Origin of the sequence: Massilia brevitalea (assembly GCF_030711405.1) — a bacterium.
Lineage (GTDB): Bacteria > Pseudomonadota > Gammaproteobacteria > Burkholderiales > Burkholderiaceae_D > Telluria > Telluria brevitalea.
The window spans coordinates 83735-106525 of record NZ_JAULSI010000021.1 but is presented as its reverse complement, the minus strand read 5'-3'; the positions used below and the strand labels follow the sequence as shown (position 1 = coordinate 106525).

Below are 22791 nucleotides of genomic sequence, written 5' to 3'. Positions count from 1 at the left end.
AGAGAAAGAACTTATCGTCGTGTCCGAAATTACTTGACCACTACAACAAGCCTTCGGAGCTGATCCTTAAGAACACCTATGGCCTGCGGGTGTGCGTCGCTGTACTCAACGCTTGCGAATTCAATCAGGCACAGCGTCAGTGGCGCTATCGAGAGATCTACATTCATTCCAAATTGTTGCTGGTCGACGACGGTTTTTTCACGCTTGGCAGCGCCAATCTGAATCAACGCAGCATGGTGGTGGACAGTGAGATCAACCTCGCCACGAACGATCCGCACCATGCGACTACATTGCGCAAACGGGTCTGGTCGCAGCTCGCGACTGACGAGAATAATGGCGGAAACGGTACACCAAAAGAAATCGAGAAAACCTTCGGTGATTGGGTAAAGCTCATGAATCGAAACAAGGCGAGGCAAAAGGCTTTGTCAACCGATCCAGCAGCAAAAATGATGGAGGGTTTCATCGTCACCCTGGACGATAAACGAAGCTCGACCATGCGATTTGGTTGACTCATGCATACCCTTACCGCCTCTTCCTCGTCACGTTGCCGCCAGTTGGCAACCTTACTGATTACATTTACTTTTCTGACTGCCTGCGACATGGACAAGACTAAGCCCCCCGCATACATGCAAGAACTGCCACCCTTCGATCCACACATCGCCTCCTTCGAATGTCACACCGAAGCAAGCAAGGTGCCGCCGATTGATGCTCAGGCCGACGACTGGTTCCTGGAAGCGCGCGCGCTCGAAGACGGTACGACCTACGTTGATGATGTGGATTATAAAAAGGTTTTACGACTTACCCGCCAAGCCGCTGAACGGCATCATTGGAAGGCAATGCTGAACCTTGCAAGCCTGTACCTGGAAAAACATGATCCGCCCAATGGGGAAATCGAGGCGGTGACGCTGGTTTCGACAGCCATCGAATTGGGCATCCCGGCCGCCTACGACAGGATGGGCACCTATTACCTCAACGGCACAGGCGTGGGGGGGCGATACCGACCGGGCCTATGCTTTTTTCCAGAAGGCAGCCGCTATGGGCAATCCGCAGGCGATGACCTTCCTTGGCGAGAAAATGGATGCAGGTGCGGACGGTCTCAAGCGGGGCTATTGGGGCAACATCCCGATTGCGATCAAGATGTTCGAATGTGCCCTCGCCCAAGGATACGGCCCGGCGGCACAGGAACTCGAATACATGTATGAGGTTCCCAGGGCGCCGGATGGAAGAGAACTTGGAAGAAGAACTAGGGAAACCCTTGATCGCGTGATGCGCGTCGTGCACGAGGGTGTGAAGGGCGGATGCCAATACTGCGCGGACAATCTGGGGAGCGAGTTCGACCGCCCACGCGATCTGGAGACCATGTTCGTGCCGTTCATCGACAAGGCACGCGGCCAACGCTATCACATGCTTGGTAATGCACTCCGCTTCAACCCTGAGCGCCGCTTCCCTAACCTCGACAGAATCCTGCCATTGCCACCGGCCCCGCTGCCGCCGTGGGACGGCAAGCGCGAAAGTCTGCTCGCAGCGGCCATGGCCGTCGTGCCCGAACCAGCTGCCCCGGTATCAACGGAGGCCTCGCTCAGGAAAGGCCGCTACTTCCTCGACAGCGCCTATGCGTTCAGGCCAATAGCGGAGACAACCGATGCGCTGCAGGCGCCCGTTGCCGGCTACTGGCAGCCTAAGGCACCACAAGGATCAGCCGAGGTACAGGCCTTCCTGGCCAGCATCGTGCCCGGCCTCTACGGCAAGGGGGAACCGTTCGAGCAGCCGCGCATTCCGAACGGCATCGAAACAAACACCACGTCCGGCATCGTCTGGCAGCGGGTGCTTACCGTGCGCAACAACGGCGGTGCCGTCGCGCCGCGCACAGCGCTCAGGTTGTCGCGGGAAGTTGCACGGCCGTTAAAGCACGTCGAATGCGACGGAAACAAAAACTGCGCCATTACCGGCACGTGGCAGCCATGGCTTGCGCCAGGCCACCCGCTCGAACAGGAAGTCAATCAGGAATGGCGGCAGCGCTGGCTGACCGCTGGCCAGCCCTTCCCTGACCCGAAGCGCGACTGGATGCTGCCGCTGGACAGTGCGGAATTGAAATGGCATCTGTTGGAGGCGGATACGCCGGAGCGAAAATAGTCTGTGCAAGCGCGCCGGAGAGCGTTATTTGGCGCGCATCGCTGTTCCTTGCTCAGTGTGAGTTTCAACATCAAGATAATTGCTTTGGTGGACAAAGAACCATAGCAGGCTGGCCCGTCATTTGACACTGAAAGGCTAACGAACATGAAGCATGAAGGACGTGGCGTAATTCGGATGAATGACAAGACGGATCACGGTGGTCAGGTTATCTCGGTTTCATCCGGCACCGTTGTAATGGGTACTGAAGCAGCTCTAGCGGATGACATGACCTTCTGCCCCAAATGCAAAGGAACATTTCCCATCGAACCGGATGGTGCCGGTGCCAGGCACAAAGGGCGGCCCTATGCTTACGACAACGATCTCACCGCCTGTGGTGCGAAGTTGCTTTCCTCTACCTGAAGAACCATGAAGGTGGTATGTCGACCAAAAAGTCAGGCTGCCCAATTCTGGGGCTCTGAGAAAAGAACTTTTAAAATCAATTAGTTAATTCATCAGATTAGTAGTGACGCACAACTTTATCCACAGTTTCTGTGAAGAACTTGGCCCTTGACAGTGCCATTCCAGCATGGCGACACCGAAGCCTATGCTGCGGCATAGTATGGCTGAGCTCGTAACGAAGAGTCGTTTTGAGCAAAGGTCGTATCCTAGTGTTAATTCAACCTGCCGTGAGGAGTCCATGCATTTTCTTTCGAAACTCGTCCTGGCCAGCAGCTGCCTGTTCGGCAGCCTGTCCGCCAATGCCGCCGACACCACCGGTCCCACAGGCCACTACTACCTGAGCGGCATGACCGAAGTCGGCTCCGAACTGGTGCTGAAAAAGTCGGGCGAGTTCGACTGGATGCTGGCGTACGGCGCCACCGACATGGTGGCGCACGGCACCTGGAAGCGCGACGGCAAGCGCATCGTCCTCACGCCGCACGTACCGCGGCCCGGCAAGTTCCGGCTGTTCACGGAAGCCGAACTCACCATCAAGAAAGACCCGCGCCAGGGCATCTGGGTAGCCATCGTCGGCGTGCCGTCGACAGGCCCGGTGGCCGGCATCGAGGTGCAGTTCGAAAGCGCTTCCGGACGCAAGGCCAGCGCGGTGAGCGGTCCGAACGGCGACGCCATCGCCCAGATGCCCGCCAGCGAAACCTGGAAGCGCGCCGGCCTGCGCCGTGCCGACAGCAAGGACGAGTGGACCTGGTTCGACGTGCCGGCCGAGCGCGCCAGCAAGCGCATCGCCGGCTTCGTGGTGCTCAATCCCGGCGAACTGCAGGCGGCGCCGTTCAAGTCCTTGAGTCTGTCGTCCAAGGAGGGCCGGCTGAGCATCGACGACAATCCGATGGGCCTGCGCGGCACCTACGCAAAGGCCCCGGACAAGGAGCCGGCTACGGACTGAACTTGCCCGCGCTGCACGGCGCCTTCCGAGCATGCAGCCGGAAGACTCCGATTCCGCCTCGTCCTTGATACAGCTCGTCTTCTGCGGCCAGGCGACTGCCTACATTGGTCGAACGCCATGCATCGCGCATGCGCGAACACCATGAGAGGCTCACATGCAACTCCTGAGAAACAAGACGCTTCGCGCGGCAGGCGGACTGGTGCTCGCCGCACACCTGGCGGGATTCGACGATGGGACCCGGGCCGCGCAGCCGGCGAACGGCGCGCAGGACGCACATGCGTCCAAGGCCCCTGCCGACGTGTACGGCATCGTCAACCTGGTGCCCTTCCAGGCGCTGGTCACCCACATCAACGCCAGCGGCCAGGCTGCCTTCGAGTACATCGGGCTCGACTACAACGCCCATGTCGGCTTCTTCGATGGACAGCGCGTCATCCACCCGATCACGCCCAGCAACACCGTCTCGTTTCTTGGCGCCCTGAACGACCGCGGCGAACTGGCCTTCGTGTCGCGCCAGGTCGACCCCGCCGCGCCCTGGTCGACGAACCTGCAACCGTATCGCTGGTCGGCGGCGCGGGGACTGGCCAGCCTGCCCTCGCTCGGCGCCGGTGGCGACAGCTGGATTCCCGCCATCAATAACAACGGCATCGTCGTCGGGACCTCGTACGCAGGCTCCGATCCTGCCACCGGACGCGGCGTGCGTTGGAGCGCGGCCAACCGCCTGAGCATGCTGACCAGCCCTCCCGGCTTCGGTCCCGGCTATGCCGTCGATATCAACGAGCGCAACGTCAGCGTCGGCAGCGTTACCGATGCCGGCGACGCCAATCACGCCATACGCTGGGACAGCGCCAACCGGCCAACCGTGCTCGGCACCCTCGGCGGACGCGGCGCCATTGCCATGTACAACAACGAACGCGGCGACGTCGCCGGGATGCTCGATGGCGGCACGCCGGATGCACGGGCATTCCTGTGGAGCCCGGCACGCGGCGTGGCGACCCCGGGGCCGAACGCGGTGGTGGTCGGCCTGAACGAAGCAGGAGAAATCGCCGGCCGCATCATCGACCCGGCCGGCGGCTCGCGCGCCTTCCTGTACTCGCGCGCACGCGGGCTGGTCGATCTCCACCCCGCATCCCTGCTGGTGTCCGAAGTGAACAGCCTGAACGATGCCGGGGTCAGCGTCGGCGTTGCCTGGGGCAGCGAAGGCGGGCGCCGCGCCTACCGCTGGTCGCGCACGGGCGCCGCGGTCGACCTGAACACGCGCCTGCTCAATCCGCCGGCAGGACTGCAGCTCGCCTCCGCGCTCGCGATTGCGACGAATGGCGACATCGTTGCCGAATCGAGCGCCGGCCTGGTGTTGCTGCGCCGCGGCGGCGGCACCGATGCGCCGGTGCTGGGGCCGATCAACTTCCCCGAGACGGCCCTGAACCGCCCGCTGCCGCTTACCCTCTCCTTCCGCGACCGCAACGTCGGCGACCGCCACAAGGCAACCGTCGATTGGGGCGATGGCCAGGGGCCGCAGCCGGCCACGGTGCGCGAATCGCGCGGCAGCGGCGAGGTCAGCGCGCAGCATACCTACACCACGCTTGGCGCACGCAACATCATCGTCCGCGTGACCGATTCGACCGGCAGGAGCACCGTGCAATACATGGAGAGCCTGATCGGCTACTGGAAGGCGCCGGCGCCACGCGCAGCGCCTGCGCGGCCGCACGGGCGCTAATCGAAATACACCGCAACCCGGTCGACGCGGTTGACCAGCAGCGTCCCCGGCCGGGATTCCTTGTACAACAATACTTTCGGCATATAGGCCAGCTCACCGGGATGCATGAAACGATCGTCGCGCAAGCGTAGTCCCAGCGATTCCGCCGTCCGCGCAGGGGCCTGCTCCTGCGCCGCGATGAACGCATCGAAATCCGGACCATAGTGGAAGGTCACCACTTCGTCGTTGAGGTCCAGGTTCCTGGACGACGAGATGTTGGTAGCCGATCTGGGCAATAGATCAGGAAGACGCTGGAGCGCGAATGCGTCTGCCTTTAAGGCCGCATCGTAGGTTGCGAAGTCGTTTTCGACGACACTCGATGGGACGATGATCAGCAATGCCAGCAGAAGGGAGGCGAGCAGGACGATAACACCAGCGCCACATATCAATGAGATTTTCAGGAAACGCCGCATGTTTCGAACTTTCGTTGACTATCCGCTTGAGTTTCTCTGGATATTCCTGAGCGGCCGTTCGAGCCATGCTGAAAGCCTCGTCGAATGGCCTGGCGCCGAACGCACCGCGCAGATTATTTGCCCTGAAAATAGCCGGCATCGGGGTCCAAGTCCCGATGTTCGCGGACAATCGGCGCCTGGAGGTGTAGCCAGACGTAGTCGACCATGCCGGCCAGGGCGCGCAGATGCGTAGACCGCTCGGCTTCCGGCAAGTAACGAACAAGTTCGTCCGCCTCCTGGATGCTTTTGCCGATGCGCTCGTACACCGACATGAGTTGCCGTGCAGTTGAAAGATCCATCCTGTTCCTTTCTTTCTTGCTTGCGTGGCGCCAACCGCCCGGCAGACGATGGCGATTAGTCGATTCCTGACGATTGTAGCGCCTCACCCAAAGCGGTTGTTGGTGGGCTGGCATTTTTGATACTACGTGCGCATTTGCCGCATACAATCCCCGCTTTACTTACCCAGCAAAACCGAGGCCTTGTGCAAGAACTCTGGAATTATTATGGACAGTTGGCAGCGTGCTTGCCGCCACGCGGTCCGGGCTTCAGCGCCGCAGTCCTGCGCGATGCAGAAACGGTGTTCGAACGCCACCACGGGCTGGCGTCGCTCGAACTGAACGTGCCACTGTCGCGCGACTCGGCCTATTACCTGGCATCGGAATCGAAGCAATTCACAGCGGCCTGTGTGATGGCCCTGGTGCGTGACGGGCTTACCGGCCTCAATGACGACGTCTGCCCTCACCTGCCCGAGCTGGCGCAATTCGAACAGGCCTTCCCGTTGCGAAGCTTGCTGAATCACAGCAGCGGCATCCCGGACTATTTCCCCTTCCTGCAATGCCAACTGGGCCGCCACGAAGCCGACTACTTCAACAACGACACCATCCTCAGACTGATTGCCCGCATGGACACGGTCGAGTGCCCGACACAGACCGTGCACCGCTACAGCAACAGCAACTACATCCTGCTTGCCGCGCTGGTTGAACGCCTGAGCGGCATGTCGCTGACGAAGTACGCCAAAACGTTCCTGTTCGAGCCGCTCGGCATCCATCGCCTGGGCTTCGATGACGACCGTTTCAACGTCATTGAACACCGCGTCTTCAGTTACGAAGCCGATGCGTCACGGCCGCTCGGATTCAAGCAACACCTGGGCAACGCCAACACGGTCGGCGATGGCGGCATGTACGGCAGCATCGCCGATCTGTTGCGTTGGGAAGCGGAATGGCATCGCCAGTGGTCCGACAAATCGAGCCTGCTGCATGCAATGCTGCAGCCATCTCCCTTCCTGAACGGCACAGTCCATGACTATCGATTCGGCCTGGAGCTAACGCACAGACATGGCCAGGACGTCGTGTTCCATGGCGGTGGCCTGTGGGGATTCAACATGCTGATTGTCCGGCTTCCGCAAAGCCGCACGTCGATCATCCACCTGGCCAATTGCGAAGAGGCCGGACCAGACATGGATCGGATACTCGCTGCCGCCCTCGCGTAGAAGCCGAAAAATCGGCTGGTCAGCCGATGCAACACGCCCGCTCAGGCAATCGGCAGCGTGGAGTGCGCCCGGCTCAGTTCATCGTGCAACTGTTTTACTGCTTGCGCCGCCGGATTGCTGGCGCCCTTGCCGATCGACTCGACGAAGCGGCAGGCGGCAAACCCTGCGGCTGCCCGGTCATAGCGCTCCAGCCACGCGCGCCGTGCCGGCAGCCGCTCGGGCAAGACCGGCCAGGTGCCGGGCCGTGGCCTGATATGGTCCTCGATGCCGATGCGCCAGGGTTTAGCCGATACCCGTGCCCGGAAGCAGTGCTGGTTCAGACACATGGCCGCGTACACAGGATCGGTAGCCAACGCATCGAAGCACTCGGCCACTTCGGCGTCGAGCGGATCGAACAGGCGGTGGGTGGCGAGCAGGCGGAAGCCCGCGGGCGTACGGTAGAGATGGACCAGCCAGTCGGGACGCGTGGCCATGAAACGCAGAATGTTCTTGCGGGCGATTGCCTCCGGTCCACCCTGGGCGCGGACGACCATGCGATGGACAAGTTGCGCAATGGGGGCCGACAGCACCAGGGTCAGCAGCACGCCGACCGCAGCCACTGCCAACAATCTGCCGATGCCCTTGCCGGCCGCCGCCATCAGCACCAGCATCACTGCACCGGCTGCGAGCAGGAACAGTGCGGTGCCCCAGATCATGCGCTTGCCAGGGCCATCATTGAAATCGATATCGACGAACAGCACGTTGGGCGTATTCATGCAGCGTGCGCCGTAGCCATTGCGGGTGATGACGGTCTCGCCGATGCGGTCGACCACTTCCTCCCGGATCGGTAGCCCGTCGCCGCCGTTGTAGGGCACCTTGCGCTCGCGGCGCGGCAAGGGCTCGCCAGAAACAGCACGCGCCAGCGCCTCGCCGACACGCAGCTGGGCATTTTGTTGCGCATCCTCCTGGCTGGCGTCGGACCAGCCGAAACGCCTGACCGTGATCTGCCTGCCTTTGCGGCGATATTGGGCCCGTGCCTCGGCCCAGAAGCTGGGGACGATCATCATGCGCTGGCCTGCCTGGGTGCTTGTCGGTTCGATGTCATGGTGTATGTCGTCATTCTCGATGGTCTGGCGCCGGCGAATGCCTTTGCGAGTGACTGCACGGCTGAGTGTACGAAATTGTTGCTCCTCTGACAAATTCGATATCGGGCAGGCAGCCTGGCCGGGCTTCGGTGGAAATCCTTATCGAACCTGGGAGCGGCCGGCACTGCCGTTGCATTTTTACCACGAGTCACCCCTGCATTTCGCTTCGCTCCTGTCCAGACACAACGCTTTTCACCCATACCGGGTAAATACTCAAGCATAAGAACGCGAATGATAACAATTCTCATTTACAAACATAAAAATGCTTACTAGAATGTTGACCAGTGCACAAAACCGCGCTTCAGCCTGCTGACGGCGCTTCCTAAAAAATTGAGAGAACAACAGGTAAAGACATGCAAGCAATCAAGAGCCGCAAGCACGGGCACAGCCGTTTCCAACAACACATGAGTGCCGCGCTGGCGACCATGCTGCTGCCGCTCGCGGCCCAGGCTGCCGACACCGTGCCGCCGGCGCCGGACGAAGTCACCGGTCCCGTATCGAAGGTGGAAATCGTCGGCAAGACCGAAAACGACTTCAAGGCCGAACGTGCCTCGTCGCCGAAATACACCGAAAAGCTGGTCGACACCGCGCAGACCGTGCAGGTCATCAAGAAGGAACTGATCGAACAGCAAGGCGCCCTGACCCTGACCGAAGCGCTGCGCAATACCCCCGGCGTCGGCGCCTTCTTCCTCGGCGAGAACGGCAACACCAACACCGGCGACGCCATCTTCATGCGCGGCTTCGACAGCTCGGGCAGCATCTACGTGGACGGCGTGCGCGACGTCGGCTCGATCTCGCGCGACGTCTTCAACCTGGAACAGATCGATGTCGTAAAGGGCCCGGCCGGCACCGACAACGGCCGCAGCTCGCCAACCGGTTCGGTCAACCTGGTCACGAAAAAAGCCCGCCTCGACGACATCTCGAGCGCCTCGCTCACCGGCGGCAGCGCCAAGCAGAAGCGCGTGACGGCCGACGTCAACCGCGTCATCAACGCCGAGCGCGGCATCGCGGCGCGCATCAACGTGATGGCCCAGGATTCGGGCCGCGCCGCGCGCGACGTGGTCACCGACAAGCGCTGGGCGGTGGCGCCGAGCATCGGCTTCGGCCTGAACGGCCCGACCCGCGTGGTCCTCGACTACCTGCACGTCAACCAGGACAACATCCCGGACGGCGGCGTGCCGACCGTCGGCCTGCCCGGCTACACCAGCCCGGACCGCGTCAACAAACCGGAACTGTCGACCGCCCCGGCCGTCGATCCGAAGAACTTCTACGGCTCGAACAGCGACTACGACAAGGTCAAGGCCGACATGGCGACCGTGCGCGTCGAGCACGACTTCTCGCCGAACCTCAAGCTGCACAACATCTCGCGCTATGGCCGCACCAGCCAGGACTACCTGCTGTCGGCCTTCCTGGCCAGCGGCGCCAACATCACCCTGGTGAACCGCACCGATCCGTCCACCTGGACCCTGGTGCGCAACACCCGTACCGTGAAGGACCAGGAAAACAAGATTCTGACCAACCAGACCGCGCTGACCTCGATGTTCGACACCGGTTCGCTGCGCCACACCCTGGTGACCGGCATCGAGTTCACCAGCGAAAAGCAGATCACCTACGGCCTGACCGGCCTGGGCACCCTGCCGGCCGCGAACCTGTACAACCCGGACGCCGGCGTCGCCGTCACCGCCCTGGCGCCGCGCCGCACCGGCGCCTTCAACGAAGGCGAGATCGACACGCAAAGCGCCTACGTCTTCGACACCATCAAGATCGGCGAGAACTGGATCGTCAACGGCGGCATCCGCGCCGACCACTTCAGCGGCGACTATACCGCGGTGACGGCGGCCACGGCGAACAACGTGACCACGCTCACGCCGACCCACTTCAGCATCGGCGACACGGTCTACAACGGCAAGCTGTCGGTGCTGTACAAGCCGACCGCCTGGAGCAGCGTGTACGCGCTGGCCGCCAGCTCGAAGCTGCCGCCAGGCTCGAACTTCACCGTCTCGGGCAACGTCAACAGCGCCCAGAACCCGATCTACGATCCGCAGGAAACCCTGACCTATGAACTCGGCGGCAAGCTCGATCTGTTCAAGGGCAAGCTGGGCCTGTCGGCGGCCCTGTACCGCACCGAAGTGAAGAACGAGGTCGAGCAGGATCCGGTCGACCTGACCTGGTCGCAGACCGGCAAGAAGCAGGTGCAGGGCGTGGAGCTGGGCGTGACCGGCGAACTGGCGCGCAACTGGCTGGTCAGCGCGGGCTACACCTACATGGACACCAGCATCGAGTCGGGCCGCCTGCTCACCGCCAATGGCGACAACGCGCTGACCTACACGCCGAAGCAGTCGTTCAACCTGTGGACCTCGTACCAGTTGCCGATGGGCGTCAAGATCGGCGGCGGCGCGCGCTTCAACGACGGGCTGCTGCGCGGCACCGACGGCGCCGTTGGCACCCCGGCCTATACCAAGTCCTACTGGGTCTTCGATGCCATGGCCTCGTACGCCATCACCAACAACATCGACCTGCGTTTGAACGTGTACAACCTGGGCGACGAGGAGTATGTGGCCAACATCAACAAGAGCGGCTACCGCTATACCCCAGGCACGCCGCGCTCGGCCAGCCTGACGGCGAACTTCCGCTTCTAAGCGTTCCGCTTTAGAGTCAGCTTCACGCTTCACAAGAACAGCAACCTCCTTGCTGGTTTGACGCCCTCGCCCTCGCGGCGCAGAGCGTTTTTTTTGTTGGCCGCCCGGACTATGGCCTAGAATGGCTCGCTTCCAGTTCTCATCCGGTTCCGCCTTGAAGATATCGATCGGCCTGCGTCTGTTCCTCTCGGTCCTGCTGGCCATCCTGGCGGTGACCGCGAGCGCCGTCTGGCTGCTGCGCCAGACCGTGCTGGAGGGCTTCGGCGATTACGCGGTACAGATCGAACTCGACCGGCTGGAAGGCTTGTCGAACCACCTGGCGCGCCGCTATGCCGACGCCGGCGGCTGGCGCTTCGTGCCGCGCCGCGATACGGCGCGCCGCGCCTGGCTGCGCGACGAGCTGGCGCGTTTGCAGGTGGAGCGCAGCGGCGCCGTCGCGCCAGCCGCTCCTGCCTTGCCGGCCTCACCTGCCTTGCCGGCTTCACCTGCCTTGCCGGCTGCACCTGCCGCTCCCGCCTTGCCAGCCGCCGCTGCGTCTCCGGTGTCTCCGGCATCTTCCATATTGCCGGCGTCTCCGCCCTCGCCTCCTTCTCCGGCCCCTTTAGCACCACCAGCACCGCCCTCGCCGCCTGCCGTGCCGCTCCCGCCCCTGCCGCCGCCGGCACCCGGCAGCGCTGGCGCCAGCCTGCACGGTCGCGTCACCCTGCTCGACGCCAGCGGCGCCTGGCTGGCAGGCCGTCCTCCCGGCGCGCTTCCGCTCGTGCGCCGCCCCATCCTGGCCGATGGCCGTACGGTCGGCTACCTGGCGGTCGCGCGCAGCCAAGGGCCGACCGACGCCCTGGCCTACGCTTTCCTGGAAGGCCTGAGCGCCAGCCTGTGGCCCATCGTCGGCGCGGGCGTGCTGCTCAGCGCCCTGGCGGCCAGCCTGCTGGCGCTGCACTTCCGGCGCCCGATCGGCCGCCTGGCGCTCGGCGCGCAGGCGCTGGCCGACGGCCGCTTCGACACGCGCCTGCCGGTCGAACGCAGCGACGAACTGGGCGAACTGGCCCACCACTTCAACCTGCTGGCGGCGCGCCTGGACGACGCCGAGCGTTCGCGCCGCCAGTGGGTAGCCGACACCTCGCACGAACTGCGCACGCCGCTGGCCGTTCTGCGCGCGCAGCTGGAAGCGATCCAGGACGGTGTGCGCCAGGCCGACCCGGAGCATGTCGCGGCCATGCTGCGCCAGGTGCTGGCCCTGAACCGCCTGATCGACGAACTGTATGCGCTGGCGCGGGCCGACGTCGGCGCCCTCGAATGCAGGCAGGAGCGTGTGGATGTGTGGGCGCTGGCCGAGGAAGAAGCCGCCGGCTTCGGCAGCCGCTTCGCCGCTGCCGGCCTGGCGCTCGAGCTGCAGCCGCCGCCGTCGAACACGCCCGTAGTGGCCGACCCCGACCGCATGCGCCAGGTGCTGCGCAACCTGCTGGAAAACAGCCTGCGCTATACAAGCGCCGGCGGCCGCGTGCTGCTCTCCGCACAGGCGCTCGGCAGCCGTCTGGTGCTCGCCGTCGACGACAGCGCGCCCGGCGTGCCCGACGAGGCGCTGGCACGTTTAGGCGAGCGCTTCTACCGGGTCGATGCCTCGCGCAGCCGTGCCGGCGGCGGCGCGGGCCTGGGCCTGGCCTTGTGCCGGCGCCTGGTCGAAGCGCAGTGCGGCACGCTCGCCTTTGCTCACTCGCCGCTCGGCGGCCTGCGTGTGGCTGTATCGATGCCTTTGGTGTCCGCATGAACCGCATCTGCATCGTCGAGGACGAGCCGGAACTGGCGGCGCTGGTCGCCGACTATGTGCGCGCCGCCGGCGACCAGCCCGAGGTCTTCCACGACGGCGCAGAAGCGCTGGACGCGATCCGCCGTGCGCCGCCCGCCCTGGTGGTGCTCGACCTGATGCTGCCCGGCCTCGACGGCCTGGCGCTGTGCCGCGCACTGCGCGCGTTCTCCACGGTGCCGGTCATCATGGTCACCGCGCGCGTGGAAGAAATCGACCGCCTGCTGGGACTGGAAACGGGAGCCGACGACTACCTGTGCAAGCCCTTCAGCCCGCGCGAACTGGTGGCCCGCATCAAGGCCATCCTGCGCCGCGCAGCCATGTCTACCTGCGCGCCGGCGCCGGTCCTGCACATCGACGGCGCTGCGCGGCGCGCGCTGCTGCACGGCCAGGCGCTGGCCCTGACGCCGAGCGAATTCGAGGTGCTGGCGGCGCTGGCGCGGCGCCCGGGCCAGGTGTTCACGCGCGCGCAGTTGCTGGACCTGCTGCGCCAGGACGACCTGGACGTGACCGAGCGCGCCATCGACAGCCACGTGAAGAACCTGCGCCGCAAGATCGACGCCGCCGCGCCGGGCCTGGAAGCGATCCGCTCGATCTACGGGCTGGGCTACCGCTACGATCTGTAGGCGGCACGGCAGGCTCCATTTTTTCTCCACATTGCGCAGGCGGGATGAGGTGGTCGCTAACCACCTCAGGAGAAATCCATGTTCCAGCCACGCGCGATCACCCTGCTCTTCCTGCTCTGCGCCGCCGGCGCCAGCCAGGCCGGCGTCCACATCGAATGCCAGCGGGCCAGGAGCGGCCCCTGTGCCGAGATGCCGGCGCCGCCAGCTCCCCCCGCCCCACCCGCGCCGCCGGCCAGGCCCGCACCGCCGCCGCCTCCGCACGCCAATGCGCACGCCCATGCGCTCGCCATGGTCCCCCTGCCCCCGGCCCCACCGCCTGCACCCGCCGCTCCCGCCGCTCCCGCCGCACCTGCGGCACCAGCCGTCCCGGCGCCACCCGCGCCACCAGCACCGCCGCCCCTGCCGGCCATCCCCGACGAGCTGCATGCCGCCTGTGCCAACGAGAAGCCCGGCGCCCGCCTGAGCCGGACACTGTCGCCAGGCGAAACCATGAGCGGCTTCTGCGAGCGCAGCAAAGGGACGATGGTGTTCCGCATGCGCAGCTACCACCGCGAGTAACGCGCCCTGCCCTGCCGAACCGAACGGCACCATGTTAACAAAATGATTAGAATCGCCCCATCAGCGTGCATTCGGGGGAAGCGATGTTCGACATGGATTTGCCGTGGTGGGAATTCATCGTGCGCGGGGCGGTGGTCTACCTGGTCCTGCTGGTGATGGTGCGCATCTCGGGCCGGCGCACCGTGGGGCAGTTCACGCCTTTCGACTTGCTGGTGGTGATGCTGCTGTCGGAAGCGGTGTCGAACTCGCTCTCCGGCGGCGACGATTCCCTCTCGGGCGGCCTGATCATCGCCGCCACCCTGATCGCGCTGAATACGGCGGTGGCGATGGTTTCCGCCTATAGCCGCCGCATGTCGGTCCTGCTCGACGGCACGGCGGTGCTGATCGGCCGCGACGGCGTCTTCTTCGACAAGGTGGTGCGCCATTGCCGCATCACGGCCGAAGACCTGGACCAGGCCTTGCGCGCCGCCGATTGCGAACGCTCGGACATGCAGTGCGCTTTCCTCGAAGCCGACGGCGAGATCACGATCCAGACGAAAAAATAAGGTTCCCGCTCGTGTTGTAGAAATGATTCAATTTCAGGGCCACATGCCCCGCAATCGAATCATATCCAACGGAATTCTCCCCTTCCGCACGAGCTAATTGCTCAGCAGCCTTTGCCCATCCGTACCGTGTGTTACCCCTGCAGCCAACATGCTAATTTTTTGCGCAGCGCCACGTCGTGGCGCGTTGGTTTCTTTCCTGATCAGGAGGTATACCATGAAACGCAGTTTATCCATCCTGGCGCTGGCCGTTGCCGCGGCTTGCGCTCCCGCGCTGGCGCAGGCCCAGACGAGTGTCATCCGGGCCGTCGCCAGCGGACCGGCCGAAAGCCCGCCGAACGGCTCGCCCGGCTCCAGTGTCGCCACCTTCACGCTCGACGGCGATATCATGACCGCCGACGTGCCCTTCCAGGACTTGCTGACAGGGACCACGATGGCGCACATCCACTGCTGCACGACAGCCGCCTTTACCGGCGTGGCGCCGATCGCGATTCCCTTCACCGATTTTCCTCTGGGAGTCACGTCGGGCAGCTATAGCGCATCGTTCGACCTGAGCGACGCCACCATCTACGATCCGGCCTTCCTGGCGGCCTTTGGCGGCACCCCGGCCTCGGCCGGCGCCGCGCTGATCGACGCCATCGCGTCGAACGAGGCTTACCTCAACATCCACACCGCGCGCTATCCGGCCGGCGAAATCCGCGGCTTCCTGGTGGCGGCGCCGATTCCGGAACCGGCCACCTGGGGCATGCTGGGGATGGGCCTGGCCGGCCTGGGGATGATGGCGCGCCGCCGCCGCGCCTGACTAGCGTTGCCGCCCCTCCCGCTCCGCCAGCATGGCTGACCAGGCGGGTATCGCCGCACGCCAGAAGCTGGCGAGCGTGCCGGGGCGCTCCAGCGGCAGGCCGAGGAAGCGCGCGGCATCGAGCAGGGCAGCAATCGCGGCCGGCTCGTCGCCCGGCAGCACGGCAAGCGCGCCGGTCTGTTTCGACAGTTTTTCACCCGCGGCATTGCGCACCACCGGCACGTGCAGGTAACGCGGCGTCGGCGCCCCGAGCAGGGTTTGCAGGTAGATCTGGCGCGCGGTCGAATCGATCAGGTCCGCGCCGCGCACGATGTCGGTCACGCCCTGGTCGGCATCGTCGACCACCACCGCCAGCTGATAAGCCCAGTATCCGTCGGCGCGCTTCAGGACGAAGTCGCCGGAGTCAAGCGCCAGGTGCTGGGTCAGCGTACCCATGAAGCGGTCGGTGAAGGTAACGTCATCCGCTCCCCCTTCAGGCACGCGCAGGCGCAGGCTGCGCATCGTGCGGCCCGGCGCCAGGCCGTGGCGGCAGGTGCCGGGATAGATCGCCGCGCCGTCCGGCGCCACGCCCAGGCGCGAGTCGAGGATTTCGCGGCGATTGCAGCCGCAGGGATAGGCGTGCTGGCCAAGCTGCTGCGCGGCGGCTTCGTACAAGGATTTGCGCCGGCTTTGCCACACCACTTCGCGGTCCGACACCATGCCGAGCGACTCCAGCAAGGCCAGGATCGCCATGTCGGCGCCGGCCACGCTGCGGCCTTCGTCGATGTCCTCGATGCGCACCAGCCACTCGCCGTGGTGGGCACGCGCATCGAGGTAGCTGGCCAGCGCCGCCACCAGCGAGCCGGCGTGCAGCGGGCCGGTGGGCGACGGGGCGAAGCGGCCGACGTAAGAAGTGGACGCGGGAGTAGAAATGGTAGTGCTCACGGGTGATGCCGGGTGCGTTTCATCGGGGGCATCACCTTACCACATGGCGCTTTCAGCGTTTGCTGGCCTTCCAGCCATCCTTGGCCTCGAAGTCCTTGATCAGGCGCGTCACCTGTCCGCCCACTTCGTTCGGCACCGCCATCGACAGTTGGTAATGCACGATCTCGAAGCTGTCGCCCTTGCGGCGCATGATGCCGCTGGCCTGGCACACGCCCATTTGCGTATCGAGCAATTCGTCGAACCAGACCATGGAACCGTCGCCTGATGCGTAGACATGGCGCTTGATGGCCTTGAAGGCCCAGGCCGATTTGCCCTTGAAGTAAGGCCTGGCCCAGGCCTTGAATTCGTCGCGGCGCCAGCGCTCGGTCTTGTCGGTGCCGATGTAGATGCCGTCTTTCGCGATCTTGTCGAAGTAGACCGGACGGGCATGGGCTGCGTCGTCGTGCCAGCGGTCGACAAAGGCGTCGACCTGGCGTTTCAGGGCTGCATCCGCTTGCGCGGCCAGGGAGCAGAACAGCAAACAGAAGACGAGCAGCAGGCGTTTCATGGCAATGTTCCGTTGACTGAAAGTATTGATTGTACACAGCCATATGCGTGCTGGATTGCCAATTCGTTACGGCCGACAGAGTTCGTGTACATTAGGCAACATCACGTCCATTGAGCTGTTCATGCGCCATTTCGCTATCTGCCTGCTCTGCCTTTCTCTGACGGCGCGAGCCGAACCGCTGCCCGTGGTCCAGTCTGAATTGCTGCCCGTGCCACAAGCTGCGGCACCGGCTGCACCCGCGTTGCAACCGCCGGGCGCCACGCTGCGCAGCCGCATCAGCGACGATGCCATCCGCAAGGCGGTCAAGGAAACGCTGGACACCACCTGGGAAAACCCGCGCCGCTACGAGAACGACACGATGTCCGCCACGCCCTACGACAGTTTCGGGCGCGAGTTCTCGGAAGCCAGGGTGCCGGACTGCCTGCACGCGGACGGCCTGAAGCGGCAGCCGACCTTCTTCCTGGGCGGCGCGCTGGCCCTGCCCTTCATTGCCGTGGCCAAGCTACGCGGCAAGTGCAATTAAAAGTCCAACCAAGCCTAGCGGTGCAGTTCCCCCGCGCGCTCGGGCTGGTACACCACCTCGACCACCCGCACCTGGCAGGAGGCGCCGTCCGGCCGCGTCCAGGCGATGCTGTCGCCGGCCTTCAGTCCGAGCAGCGCATTGCCGATCGGGGTGAGCACCGACAGCTTGTCGGCTGCGCCGTTCACGTCCTTCGGGTAGGCCAGCGTCATTTCGATGGCCTCAGGCGCGTTGTCGAGCACGAAGCGCACGCGCGAATTCATGCTTACCACGTCCGGCGGCATGGCCTCGGGTTCCACCAGCTCGGCGCGCGCCAGCTCTTCCAGCAAGGCGGCGCAGTTGTCGGCCTGGGCGGCCGGCAGCGAATCGATCAGCGCTTCGAGGCGCTCCATGTCCAGCGATGAGACGACGATGTGTGGTCTCGCGATATTGATGCTCATGTTGTACTCCAATGTCTGTGGCCGCGAATGCAGCCAATGAATGAACCCGCCCATGCTATCTGGCGATGGTCGAAACGATGGAGAGGCTCGGAGAGGATTGGCTGGCTTGGCGCCGGGTGGTCCTCACCGAGCCCAGGAGAGCCAGGCGGAATCTCGCGCGGACAGGGTGATGGCGAAACGCACAGGCGCATGAAAGCCTCCTTCGATGAAGGATGCATCACGGCGCTGGCGTTTGCTGGTTAAGTTCATTAGGCGTAGGGTGGGTTCTCGAACCCACCGGTCTGTCTCGATCGATGCGTATTGGCCTATGTTCGTGCATGGTGGGTTCGAGAACCCACCCTACGAAAAGAAGCGCGCCGTCCAGTTCGTATACGGTGGGTTCAAGAACCACCGTACGGAAACCGGCGTGCCCGTCCAGTATAACCACCCTGCCCGTTCCGTCAACGCGCAGCGGCCGCCCATAAAAAAGCGAGCCCGCAGGCTCGCTCTTGTGTACTTCGAAAACCTGATTAACGCTTGTCGATCGACGGCACGTCGCGCACCGGCGAGCCAACGAACAGCTGGCGCGGACGGCCGATCTTCTGTTCTGGATCGGCAATCATTTCGTTCCACTGCGCAATCCAACCAATCGTACGGGCCATTGCGAAGATACCGGTGAACAGCGAGACCGGGATGCCCAGCGCCGACTGCACGATGCCCGAGTAGAAGTCGACGTTCGGGTACAGCTTGCGCGACACGAAGTACTCGTCTTCCAGGGCGATGCGTTCCAGTTCCATGGCCAGCTTGAACAGCGGGTCGTCCTGCAGGCCCAGTTCTTCCAGCACTTCGTGGCACGTTTCGCGCATCAGCTTGGCGCGCGGGTCGAAGTTCTTGTATACGCGGTGACCGAAGCCCATCAGCTTGACGCCCGAGTTCTTGTCCTTGACCTTCTCGATGAAGGCCGGGATGTTCTCGACCGAGCCGATTTCCTTCAGCATGGTCAGGGCCGCTTCGTTGGCGCCGCCGTGGGCAGGGCCCCACAGGCAGGCGATACCGGCAGCGATACACGCGAACGGGTTCGCGCCCGACGAGCCGGCCAGGCGCACGGTCGAGGTCGATGCGTTCTGCTCGTGGTCGGCGTGCAGGATCAGGATGCGGTCCAGGGCGCGAACGAGAACGTCGTTGACCTTGTACTCTTCACATGGATTAGAGAACATCATGTGCATGAAGTTCGCGCTGTACGACAGGTCGTTGCGTGGGTACACGAACGGCTGGCCGACCGAGTATTTGTAGGCCATGGCGACCAGGGTCGGCATCTTGGCGATCAGGCGGATGGCGGAGATTTCACGCTGTTCCGGATCGTTGATGTCGAGCGAGTCGTGGTAGAACGAGGCCAGCGCGCCGACGGTGCCGACCAGGACCGACATCGGGTGCGCGTCGCGGCGGAAGCCACGGAAGAAGAAGTTCATCTGCTCGTGGATCATCGTGTGACGGGTCACGGTGTTCTCGAACTTGGCCTTTTGTTCTGCGTTCGGCAGTTCGCCGTTCAGCAGCAGGTAGCAGGTTTCCAGGAAGTCGCAGTTGACTGCCAGTTGCTCGATCGGGTAGCCGCGGTACAGCAGCTCGCCCTTGTCGCCATCGATGTAGGTGATGCTCGAGTTGCACGAGGCAGTCGACATGAAGCCCGGGTCGTACGTGAATTTGCCAGTCTGGCCATACAGCTTGCGGATGTCGATGACGTCCGGGCCGATCGTGCCCTTGTAAATCGGCATGTCGACCGATGGGCTGCCGTCGGAGAACGACAGGGTGGCTTTGGTATCAGAGATATTCATGGCACTTCCTTCTTGGGAGTGGATCTACAAAATATAAAACGAATACGAAATTCGCTTACGCTAGGCGCAGGCGCGCCACCAGGGCGCGCACGTGCGGCAAGTCGGTTTCACCCTCGGGCTCGGCGCGGCCCAGCAGCAGGTCCATCAGCGGATTGTCCGCCAGGTCGAGCAGGCGGGTCAGCGCATCGACTTCTTCATCGCTCAAGGTTTCCTCGTGCGCATCCAGGAAGCGCGTGAGGATCAGGTCATTTTCGAGCAGGCCCCGGCGTGCGCGCCAGCGCAGGCGGGCACGGTTGGCGGGGTCGGCTTGATGCGCGAATTGCTGCGCGGGTTGCTGCTGGTTGTGCTGATTTTCCACACTAGAGTCCGTTGTTGGGTCAACACTATACTCCGGCTGCCGGACTTCGGCAGTACCGTACTTTTACTGTATTTATTGCAATACTTTGGACGCAATCAGGCGGAGGATATCCGATTTTTGCGACACGGGACGGACGGTCAGTTGTTCGTTCCGGGTGTTACCTACGCGGACGGATGTGTCCGGTTTTGCATGCGTTATCGGTGCGCATGCGGGGGGTGTGGTGGGTTCGAGAACCCGCCCTACGTGTTCAACCGTTTCTTGAACGCGTGGACGGAGAATCCGTCCACCCTACAACCGTAGGGTGGGTACTCGTACCCACCATCAAAACAAGCAAACCTTAGATCGCCCGGCGAACCAGCATTTCCTTGATCTTGCCAATCGCCTTGTTCGGATTCAGGCCCTTCGGGCACACGTCCGTGCAATTCATGATCGAGTGGCAGCGGAACAGGCGGTACGGGTCTTCCAGGTTGTCCAGGCGCTCGTTGGTGGCTTCGTCGCGCGAGTCGGCGATGAAGCGGTAGGCTTGCAGCAGGCCGGCCGGACCGACGAACTTGTCCGGATTCCACCAGAACGATGGGCACGAGGTCGAGCAGCACGCGCACAGGATGCACTCGTACAGGCCGTCGAGCTCTTCGCGCTCTTCCGGCGATTGCAGGCGTTCCTTTTCAGGCTTGATCGACTCGTTGATCAGGAACGGCTTGATCGAGTGGTACTGCTTGAAGAAGTTGGTCATGTCGACCACCAGGTCGCGTACCACCGGCAGGCCCGGGAGGGGACGCAGCACGATCGGCTGGGTCAGCTCGTTCAGGTTGGTGGTGCAGGCCAGGCCGTTCTTGCCGTTGATGTTCATCGCGTCCGAACCGCACACGCCTTCGCGGCACGAGCGGCGCAGGGCCAGCGAATCGTCGACGTCCGACTTGATGCGCTGCAGCGCGTCGAGCAGCATCTTGTCGGTGTCTTTCAGTTCGACGGTGACGTCTTGCATGTAAGGCTTCGTATCCTTGTCCGGATCGTAGCGGTAGATCTTCAGTTGGACTGTTCGTGCCATTTTTTACCTTTCGGTTAGGACCTCGCAAACGTTTTTCGAGGTCCTGTAGCTGTATTTGTTTAAAAAGTGCGTGGCTTCGGTTTGAAGGTATCGACCGTCAGCGGCTTGGTCACGACTGGCTTGTAGTCCAGGCGGTTGCCTTCCGAGAAGAACAGCGTGTGCTTCATCCAGTTTTCGTCGTCGCGCTGCTCGAAATCGCTGTGCGCGTGGGCGCCGCGCGATTCTTTACGGGCCGCTGCCGAGACCACGGTTGCCTTGGCCACTTCGATCAGGTTGTCGAGTTCGATCGCTTCGATACGCGCGGTGTTGAAGACCTTCGACTTGTCCTTGAACGAGATGTGCTTGCGGCGCTCGTCCAGCTTCATGATCTCGCGCACGCCTTCGTCCATCAGGGCCTGGGTACGGAACACGCCGCAGTGCTTCTGCATCGTGGCGCGGATGTCGTTGGCGACGTCCTGCACGCGCTCGCCACCGGTCGAGGTCTCGAGGCTGTTCAGGCGGCCCAGCGCGTAGTCCGCGAAGTCCTTCGGCAGCGCGCGGTTGCCCTGCGCCTTCAGGTTCTGGCCGACGATGTGGTTGCCGGCCGCGCGGCCGAAGACCACCAGGTCGAGCAGCGAGTTGGTGCCCAGGCGGTTCGCGCCGTGGACCGACACGCAGGAGCATTCGCCGATTGCATACAGACCGTTGACGATTTTCTGTCCACCGGTGCCATCGGGTGCGACCACCTGGCCGTGGATGTTGGTCGGGATGCCGCCCATCTGGTAGTGGATGGTCGGGACGACAGGAATCGGTTCCTTGGTCGCGTCGACGTTGGCGAACTTATGGCCAATCTCGAGAATCGACGGCAGGCGCTTCTTGATGGTGTCGGCGCCGATGTGGCGCAGGTCCAGCAGCACGTGGTCCTTGTTCGGGCCGACGCCGCGGCCTTCCTTGATTTCCTGGTCCATCGAACGCGACACGAAGTCGCGCGGCGCCAGGTCCTTCAGGGTTGGCGCATAGCGCTCCATGAAGCGTTCGCCGTTCGAGTTGATCAGGATACCGCCCTCGCCGCGCACGCCTTCGGTGATCAGCACGCCCGCGCCGGCCACGCCGGTCGGGTGGAACTGCCAGAACTCCATGTCCTGCAGCGGCAGGCCGGCGCGTGCCGCCATGCCCAGGCCGTCGCCGGTGTTGATGAAGGCGTTGGTCGACGCGGCGAAGATACGGCCGGCGCCGCCGGTGGCGAAGATGGTGGTCTTCGCTTGGAGCATCATGACGTCGCCGGTTTCCATTTCCAGGGCCACCACGCCGAGCACGTCGCCGTCGCTGTTACGGACCAGGTCGAGGGCTTGCCATTCGACGAAGAAGTGGGTGCGCGAGCGGACGTTGCGCTGGTACAGGGTGTGCAGCAGGGCGTGACCGGTACGGTCGGCCGCGGCGCAGGCGCGCTGCACCGGCTTTTCGCCGAAGTTGGCGGTGTGGCCGCCGAACGGACGCTGGTAGATCGTGCCGTCAGGATTGCGGTCGAACGGCATGCCGAAGTGTTCGAGCTCGTACACGACCTTCGGTGCTTCGCGGCACATGAATTCGATCGCGTCCTGGTCGCCCAGGTAGTCCGAGCCCTTGACGGTGTCGAACATGTGCCAGTACCAGTCGTCTTCGCTCATGTTGCCGAGCGAGGCGCCGATGCCGCCCTGGGCCGCCACGGTGTGCGAGCGGGTCGGGAAGACTTTCGACAGCACGGCGACGTTCAGGCCGGCTTCGGTCAGTTGCAGTGCGGCGCGCAGGCCGGAACCGCCGGCGCCGACGATGACGACGTCGAATTGGCGGGTAGGGATTGCAGAATTAAATGCTGCCACGA

General features: G+C 63.6%; 24 protein-coding genes. 14 read left to right on the top strand and 10 right to left on the bottom strand.

Annotated elements, in window-relative coordinates:
• The 6 genes from QWL29_RS15015 to QWL29_RS14990 form a co-directional block, all read left to right on the top strand.
• A partial coding sequence (locus tag QWL29_RS15015) for a phospholipase D-like domain-containing protein (RefSeq protein WP_305823688.1) occupies window positions 1-509 on the top strand: 509 nt, incomplete at its 5' end.
• Window positions 510-512: 3 nt separating this feature from the next.
• Window positions 513-1202 carry a tetratricopeptide repeat protein gene (locus tag QWL29_RS15010; RefSeq protein WP_305823687.1) on the top strand — a complete coding sequence of 230 codons (690 nt, stop codon included), beginning with the start codon at window positions 513-515 and terminating at the stop codon, window positions 1200-1202.
• Window positions 1138-2133: a DUF6396 domain-containing protein gene (locus QWL29_RS15005; RefSeq protein WP_308635490.1), complete on the top strand. Its 996-nt coding sequence runs from the start codon at window positions 1138-1140 to the stop codon at window positions 2131-2133. The genes QWL29_RS15010 and QWL29_RS15005 overlap by 65 nt, the downstream gene beginning before the upstream one ends.
• 144 nt (window positions 2134-2277) lie before the next feature.
• Window positions 2278-2532, top strand: coding sequence for a PAAR domain-containing protein (locus QWL29_RS15000; protein ID WP_305823686.1), 255 nt, complete (start codon window positions 2278-2280; stop codon window positions 2530-2532).
• Between the two features lie 277 nt (window positions 2533-2809).
• Window positions 2810-3514, top strand: coding sequence for a hypothetical protein (locus tag QWL29_RS14995; RefSeq protein WP_305823685.1), 705 nt, complete (start codon window positions 2810-2812; stop codon window positions 3512-3514).
• A 154-nt stretch (window positions 3515-3668) separates the two neighbouring features.
• The gene (locus tag QWL29_RS14990) at window positions 3669-5228 is read left to right on the top strand and encodes a hypothetical protein (protein ID WP_305823684.1); all 1560 of its coding nucleotides are present in this window, start codon (window positions 3669-3671) and stop codon (window positions 5226-5228) included.
• On the opposite strand, the gene QWL29_RS14985 is transcribed toward QWL29_RS14990, so the two are convergent.
• Together QWL29_RS14985 and QWL29_RS14980 are read right to left on the bottom strand one after the other, a co-directional pair.
• Window positions 5225-5680 carry a YbbD-related protein gene (locus tag QWL29_RS14985; RefSeq protein ID WP_305823683.1) on the bottom strand — a complete coding sequence of 152 codons (456 nt, stop codon included), beginning with the start codon at window positions 5678-5680 and terminating at the stop codon, window positions 5225-5227. The two genes, QWL29_RS14990 and QWL29_RS14985, sit on opposite strands and share 4 nt — an antisense overlap.
• A gap of 113 nt (window positions 5681-5793) precedes the next feature.
• The gene (locus tag QWL29_RS14980) at window positions 5794-6018 is read right to left on the bottom strand and encodes a hypothetical protein (RefSeq protein ID WP_305823682.1); all 225 of its coding nucleotides are present in this window, start codon (window positions 6016-6018) and stop codon (window positions 5794-5796) included.
• Between the two features lie 182 nt (window positions 6019-6200).
• Here QWL29_RS14980 and QWL29_RS14975 point away from each other — a divergent pair, with 182 nt between their 5' ends.
• Window positions 6201-7208, top strand: a complete 1008-nt coding sequence (locus QWL29_RS14975) for a serine hydrolase domain-containing protein (protein WP_305823681.1) — start codon at window positions 6201-6203, stop codon at window positions 7206-7208.
• Window positions 7209-7249: 41 nt separating this feature from the next.
• Here the strand turns inward: QWL29_RS14975 and QWL29_RS14970 are convergent, their stop codons facing one another.
• Window positions 7250-8254, bottom strand: a complete 1005-nt coding sequence (locus QWL29_RS14970; protein WP_305823680.1) for a hypothetical protein — start codon at window positions 8252-8254, stop codon at window positions 7250-7252.
• Between the two features lie 431 nt (window positions 8255-8685).
• Between QWL29_RS14970 and QWL29_RS14965 the strand changes: the two genes are divergently transcribed.
• The 6 genes from QWL29_RS14965 to QWL29_RS14940 all read left to right on the top strand — a co-directional run bounded on the left by QWL29_RS14965 (window position 8686) and on the right by QWL29_RS14940 (window position 15303).
• Complete coding sequence (locus QWL29_RS14965) at window positions 8686-10971, top strand: catecholate siderophore receptor Fiu (RefSeq protein WP_305823679.1); 2286 nt, start codon at window positions 8686-8688, stop codon at window positions 10969-10971.
• Window positions 10972-11125: 154 nt separating this feature from the next.
• Window positions 11126-12739, top strand: a complete 1614-nt coding sequence (locus QWL29_RS14960) for an ATP-binding protein (protein WP_305823678.1) — start codon at window positions 11126-11128, stop codon at window positions 12737-12739.
• Window positions 12736-13401, top strand: a complete 666-nt coding sequence (locus QWL29_RS14955; RefSeq protein WP_305823677.1) for a response regulator — start codon at window positions 12736-12738, stop codon at window positions 13399-13401. Before QWL29_RS14960 ends, QWL29_RS14955 begins: the two co-directional genes overlap by 4 nt.
• Window positions 13402-13479: 78 nt before the next feature.
• Window positions 13480-13959, top strand: coding sequence for a hypothetical protein (locus QWL29_RS14950; protein ID WP_305823676.1), 480 nt, complete (start codon window positions 13480-13482; stop codon window positions 13957-13959).
• A gap of 83 nt (window positions 13960-14042) precedes the next feature.
• Window positions 14043-14504, top strand: coding sequence for a DUF421 domain-containing protein (locus tag QWL29_RS14945; RefSeq protein ID WP_305823675.1), 462 nt, complete (start codon window positions 14043-14045; stop codon window positions 14502-14504).
• A gap of 214 nt (window positions 14505-14718) precedes the next feature.
• Window positions 14719-15303, top strand: coding sequence for a CHRD domain-containing protein (locus QWL29_RS14940; protein ID WP_305823674.1), 585 nt, complete (start codon window positions 14719-14721; stop codon window positions 15301-15303).
• Here QWL29_RS14940 and gluQRS read toward each other — a convergent pair whose 3' ends face one another.
• The gene (gene gluQRS / locus QWL29_RS14935; protein WP_305823673.1) at window positions 15304-16227 is read right to left on the bottom strand and encodes a tRNA glutamyl-Q(34) synthetase GluQRS; all 924 of its coding nucleotides are present in this window, start codon (window positions 16225-16227) and stop codon (window positions 15304-15306) included.
• Window positions 16228-16279: 52 nt separating this feature from the next.
• Window positions 16280-16774, bottom strand: a complete 495-nt coding sequence (locus tag QWL29_RS14930) for a nuclear transport factor 2 family protein (RefSeq protein ID WP_305823672.1) — start codon at window positions 16772-16774, stop codon at window positions 16280-16282.
• A gap of 121 nt (window positions 16775-16895) precedes the next feature.
• Between QWL29_RS14930 and QWL29_RS14925 the strand changes: the two genes are divergently transcribed.
• A complete protein-coding gene (locus QWL29_RS14925; RefSeq protein WP_305823671.1) occupies window positions 16896-17297 on the top strand; it encodes a hypothetical protein in 402 nt (133 codons plus the stop codon).
• A gap of 14 nt (window positions 17298-17311) precedes the next feature.
• Here QWL29_RS14925 and rnk read toward each other — a convergent pair whose 3' ends face one another.
• The 5 genes from rnk to sdhA form a co-directional block, all read right to left on the bottom strand.
• Complete coding sequence (gene rnk, locus QWL29_RS14920; protein WP_305823670.1) at window positions 17312-17734, bottom strand: nucleoside diphosphate kinase regulator; 423 nt, start codon at window positions 17732-17734, stop codon at window positions 17312-17314.
• 509 nt (window positions 17735-18243) lie between these two features.
• Window positions 18244-19545 carry a citrate synthase gene (gene gltA / locus QWL29_RS14915; RefSeq protein ID WP_290423126.1) on the bottom strand — a complete coding sequence of 434 codons (1302 nt, stop codon included), beginning with the start codon at window positions 19543-19545 and terminating at the stop codon, window positions 18244-18246.
• A gap of 55 nt (window positions 19546-19600) precedes the next feature.
• Window positions 19601-19903: an FAD assembly factor SdhE gene (locus QWL29_RS14910; protein WP_305823669.1), complete on the bottom strand. Its 303-nt coding sequence runs from the start codon at window positions 19901-19903 to the stop codon at window positions 19601-19603.
• Window positions 19904-20240: 337 nt separating this feature from the next.
• Entirely contained in the window at window positions 20241-20951 is a 711-nt protein-coding gene (locus QWL29_RS14905; RefSeq protein ID WP_305823668.1) for a succinate dehydrogenase iron-sulfur subunit, read from the bottom strand.
• 59 nt (window positions 20952-21010) lie between these two features.
• Complete coding sequence (gene sdhA / locus QWL29_RS14900; protein WP_305823667.1) at window positions 21011-22789, bottom strand: succinate dehydrogenase flavoprotein subunit; 1779 nt, start codon at window positions 22787-22789, stop codon at window positions 21011-21013.
• Between the last annotated feature and the right edge of the window lie 2 nt (window positions 22790-22791).

What these genes read in the sequence shown, in the direction of transcription:
- QWL29_RS14970 (WP_305823680.1), bottom strand. Translation starts at nt 8,254, where the DNA reads ATGATGATCGTCCCCAGCTTCTGGGCCGAGGCACGGGCCCAATATCGC.
- QWL29_RS14940 (WP_305823674.1), top strand. Translation starts at nt 14,719, where the DNA reads ATGAAACGCAGTTTATCCATCCTGGCGCTGGCCGTTGCCGCGGCTTGC.
- gltA (WP_290423126.1), bottom strand. Translation starts at nt 19,545, where the DNA reads ATGAATATCTCTGATACCAAAGCCACCCTGTCGTTCTCCGACGGCAGC.
- QWL29_RS14965 (WP_305823679.1), top strand. Translation starts at nt 8,686, where the DNA reads ATGCAAGCAATCAAGAGCCGCAAGCACGGGCACAGCCGTTTCCAACAA.
- rnk (WP_305823670.1), bottom strand. Translation starts at nt 17,734, where the DNA reads ATGAGCATCAATATCGCGAGACCACACATCGTCGTCTCATCGCTGGAC.
- QWL29_RS14980 (WP_305823682.1), bottom strand. Translation starts at nt 6,018, where the DNA reads ATGGATCTTTCAACTGCACGGCAACTCATGTCGGTGTACGAGCGCATC.
- QWL29_RS14945 (WP_305823675.1), top strand. Translation starts at nt 14,043, where the DNA reads ATGTTCGACATGGATTTGCCGTGGTGGGAATTCATCGTGCGCGGGGCG.
- QWL29_RS14995 (WP_305823685.1), top strand. Translation starts at nt 2,810, where the DNA reads ATGCATTTTCTTTCGAAACTCGTCCTGGCCAGCAGCTGCCTGTTCGGC.
- QWL29_RS15010 (WP_305823687.1), top strand. Translation starts at nt 513, where the DNA reads ATGCATACCCTTACCGCCTCTTCCTCGTCACGTTGCCGCCAGTTGGCA.
- QWL29_RS14925 (WP_305823671.1), top strand. Translation starts at nt 16,896, where the DNA reads ATGCGCCATTTCGCTATCTGCCTGCTCTGCCTTTCTCTGACGGCGCGA.
- QWL29_RS14905 (WP_305823668.1), bottom strand. Translation starts at nt 20,951, where the DNA reads ATGGCACGAACAGTCCAACTGAAGATCTACCGCTACGATCCGGACAAG.
- QWL29_RS15000 (WP_305823686.1), top strand. Translation starts at nt 2,278, where the DNA reads ATGAAGCATGAAGGACGTGGCGTAATTCGGATGAATGACAAGACGGAT.
- QWL29_RS14950 (WP_305823676.1), top strand. Translation starts at nt 13,480, where the DNA reads ATGTTCCAGCCACGCGCGATCACCCTGCTCTTCCTGCTCTGCGCCGCC.
- QWL29_RS14930 (WP_305823672.1), bottom strand. Translation starts at nt 16,774, where the DNA reads ATGAAACGCCTGCTGCTCGTCTTCTGTTTGCTGTTCTGCTCCCTGGCC.
- QWL29_RS14990 (WP_305823684.1), top strand. Translation starts at nt 3,669, where the DNA reads ATGCAACTCCTGAGAAACAAGACGCTTCGCGCGGCAGGCGGACTGGTG.
- QWL29_RS14955 (WP_305823677.1), top strand. Translation starts at nt 12,736, where the DNA reads ATGAACCGCATCTGCATCGTCGAGGACGAGCCGGAACTGGCGGCGCTG.
- QWL29_RS15005 (WP_308635490.1), top strand. Translation starts at nt 1,138, where the DNA reads ATGTTCGAATGTGCCCTCGCCCAAGGATACGGCCCGGCGGCACAGGAA.
- QWL29_RS14985 (WP_305823683.1), bottom strand. Translation starts at nt 5,680, where the DNA reads ATGCGGCGTTTCCTGAAAATCTCATTGATATGTGGCGCTGGTGTTATC.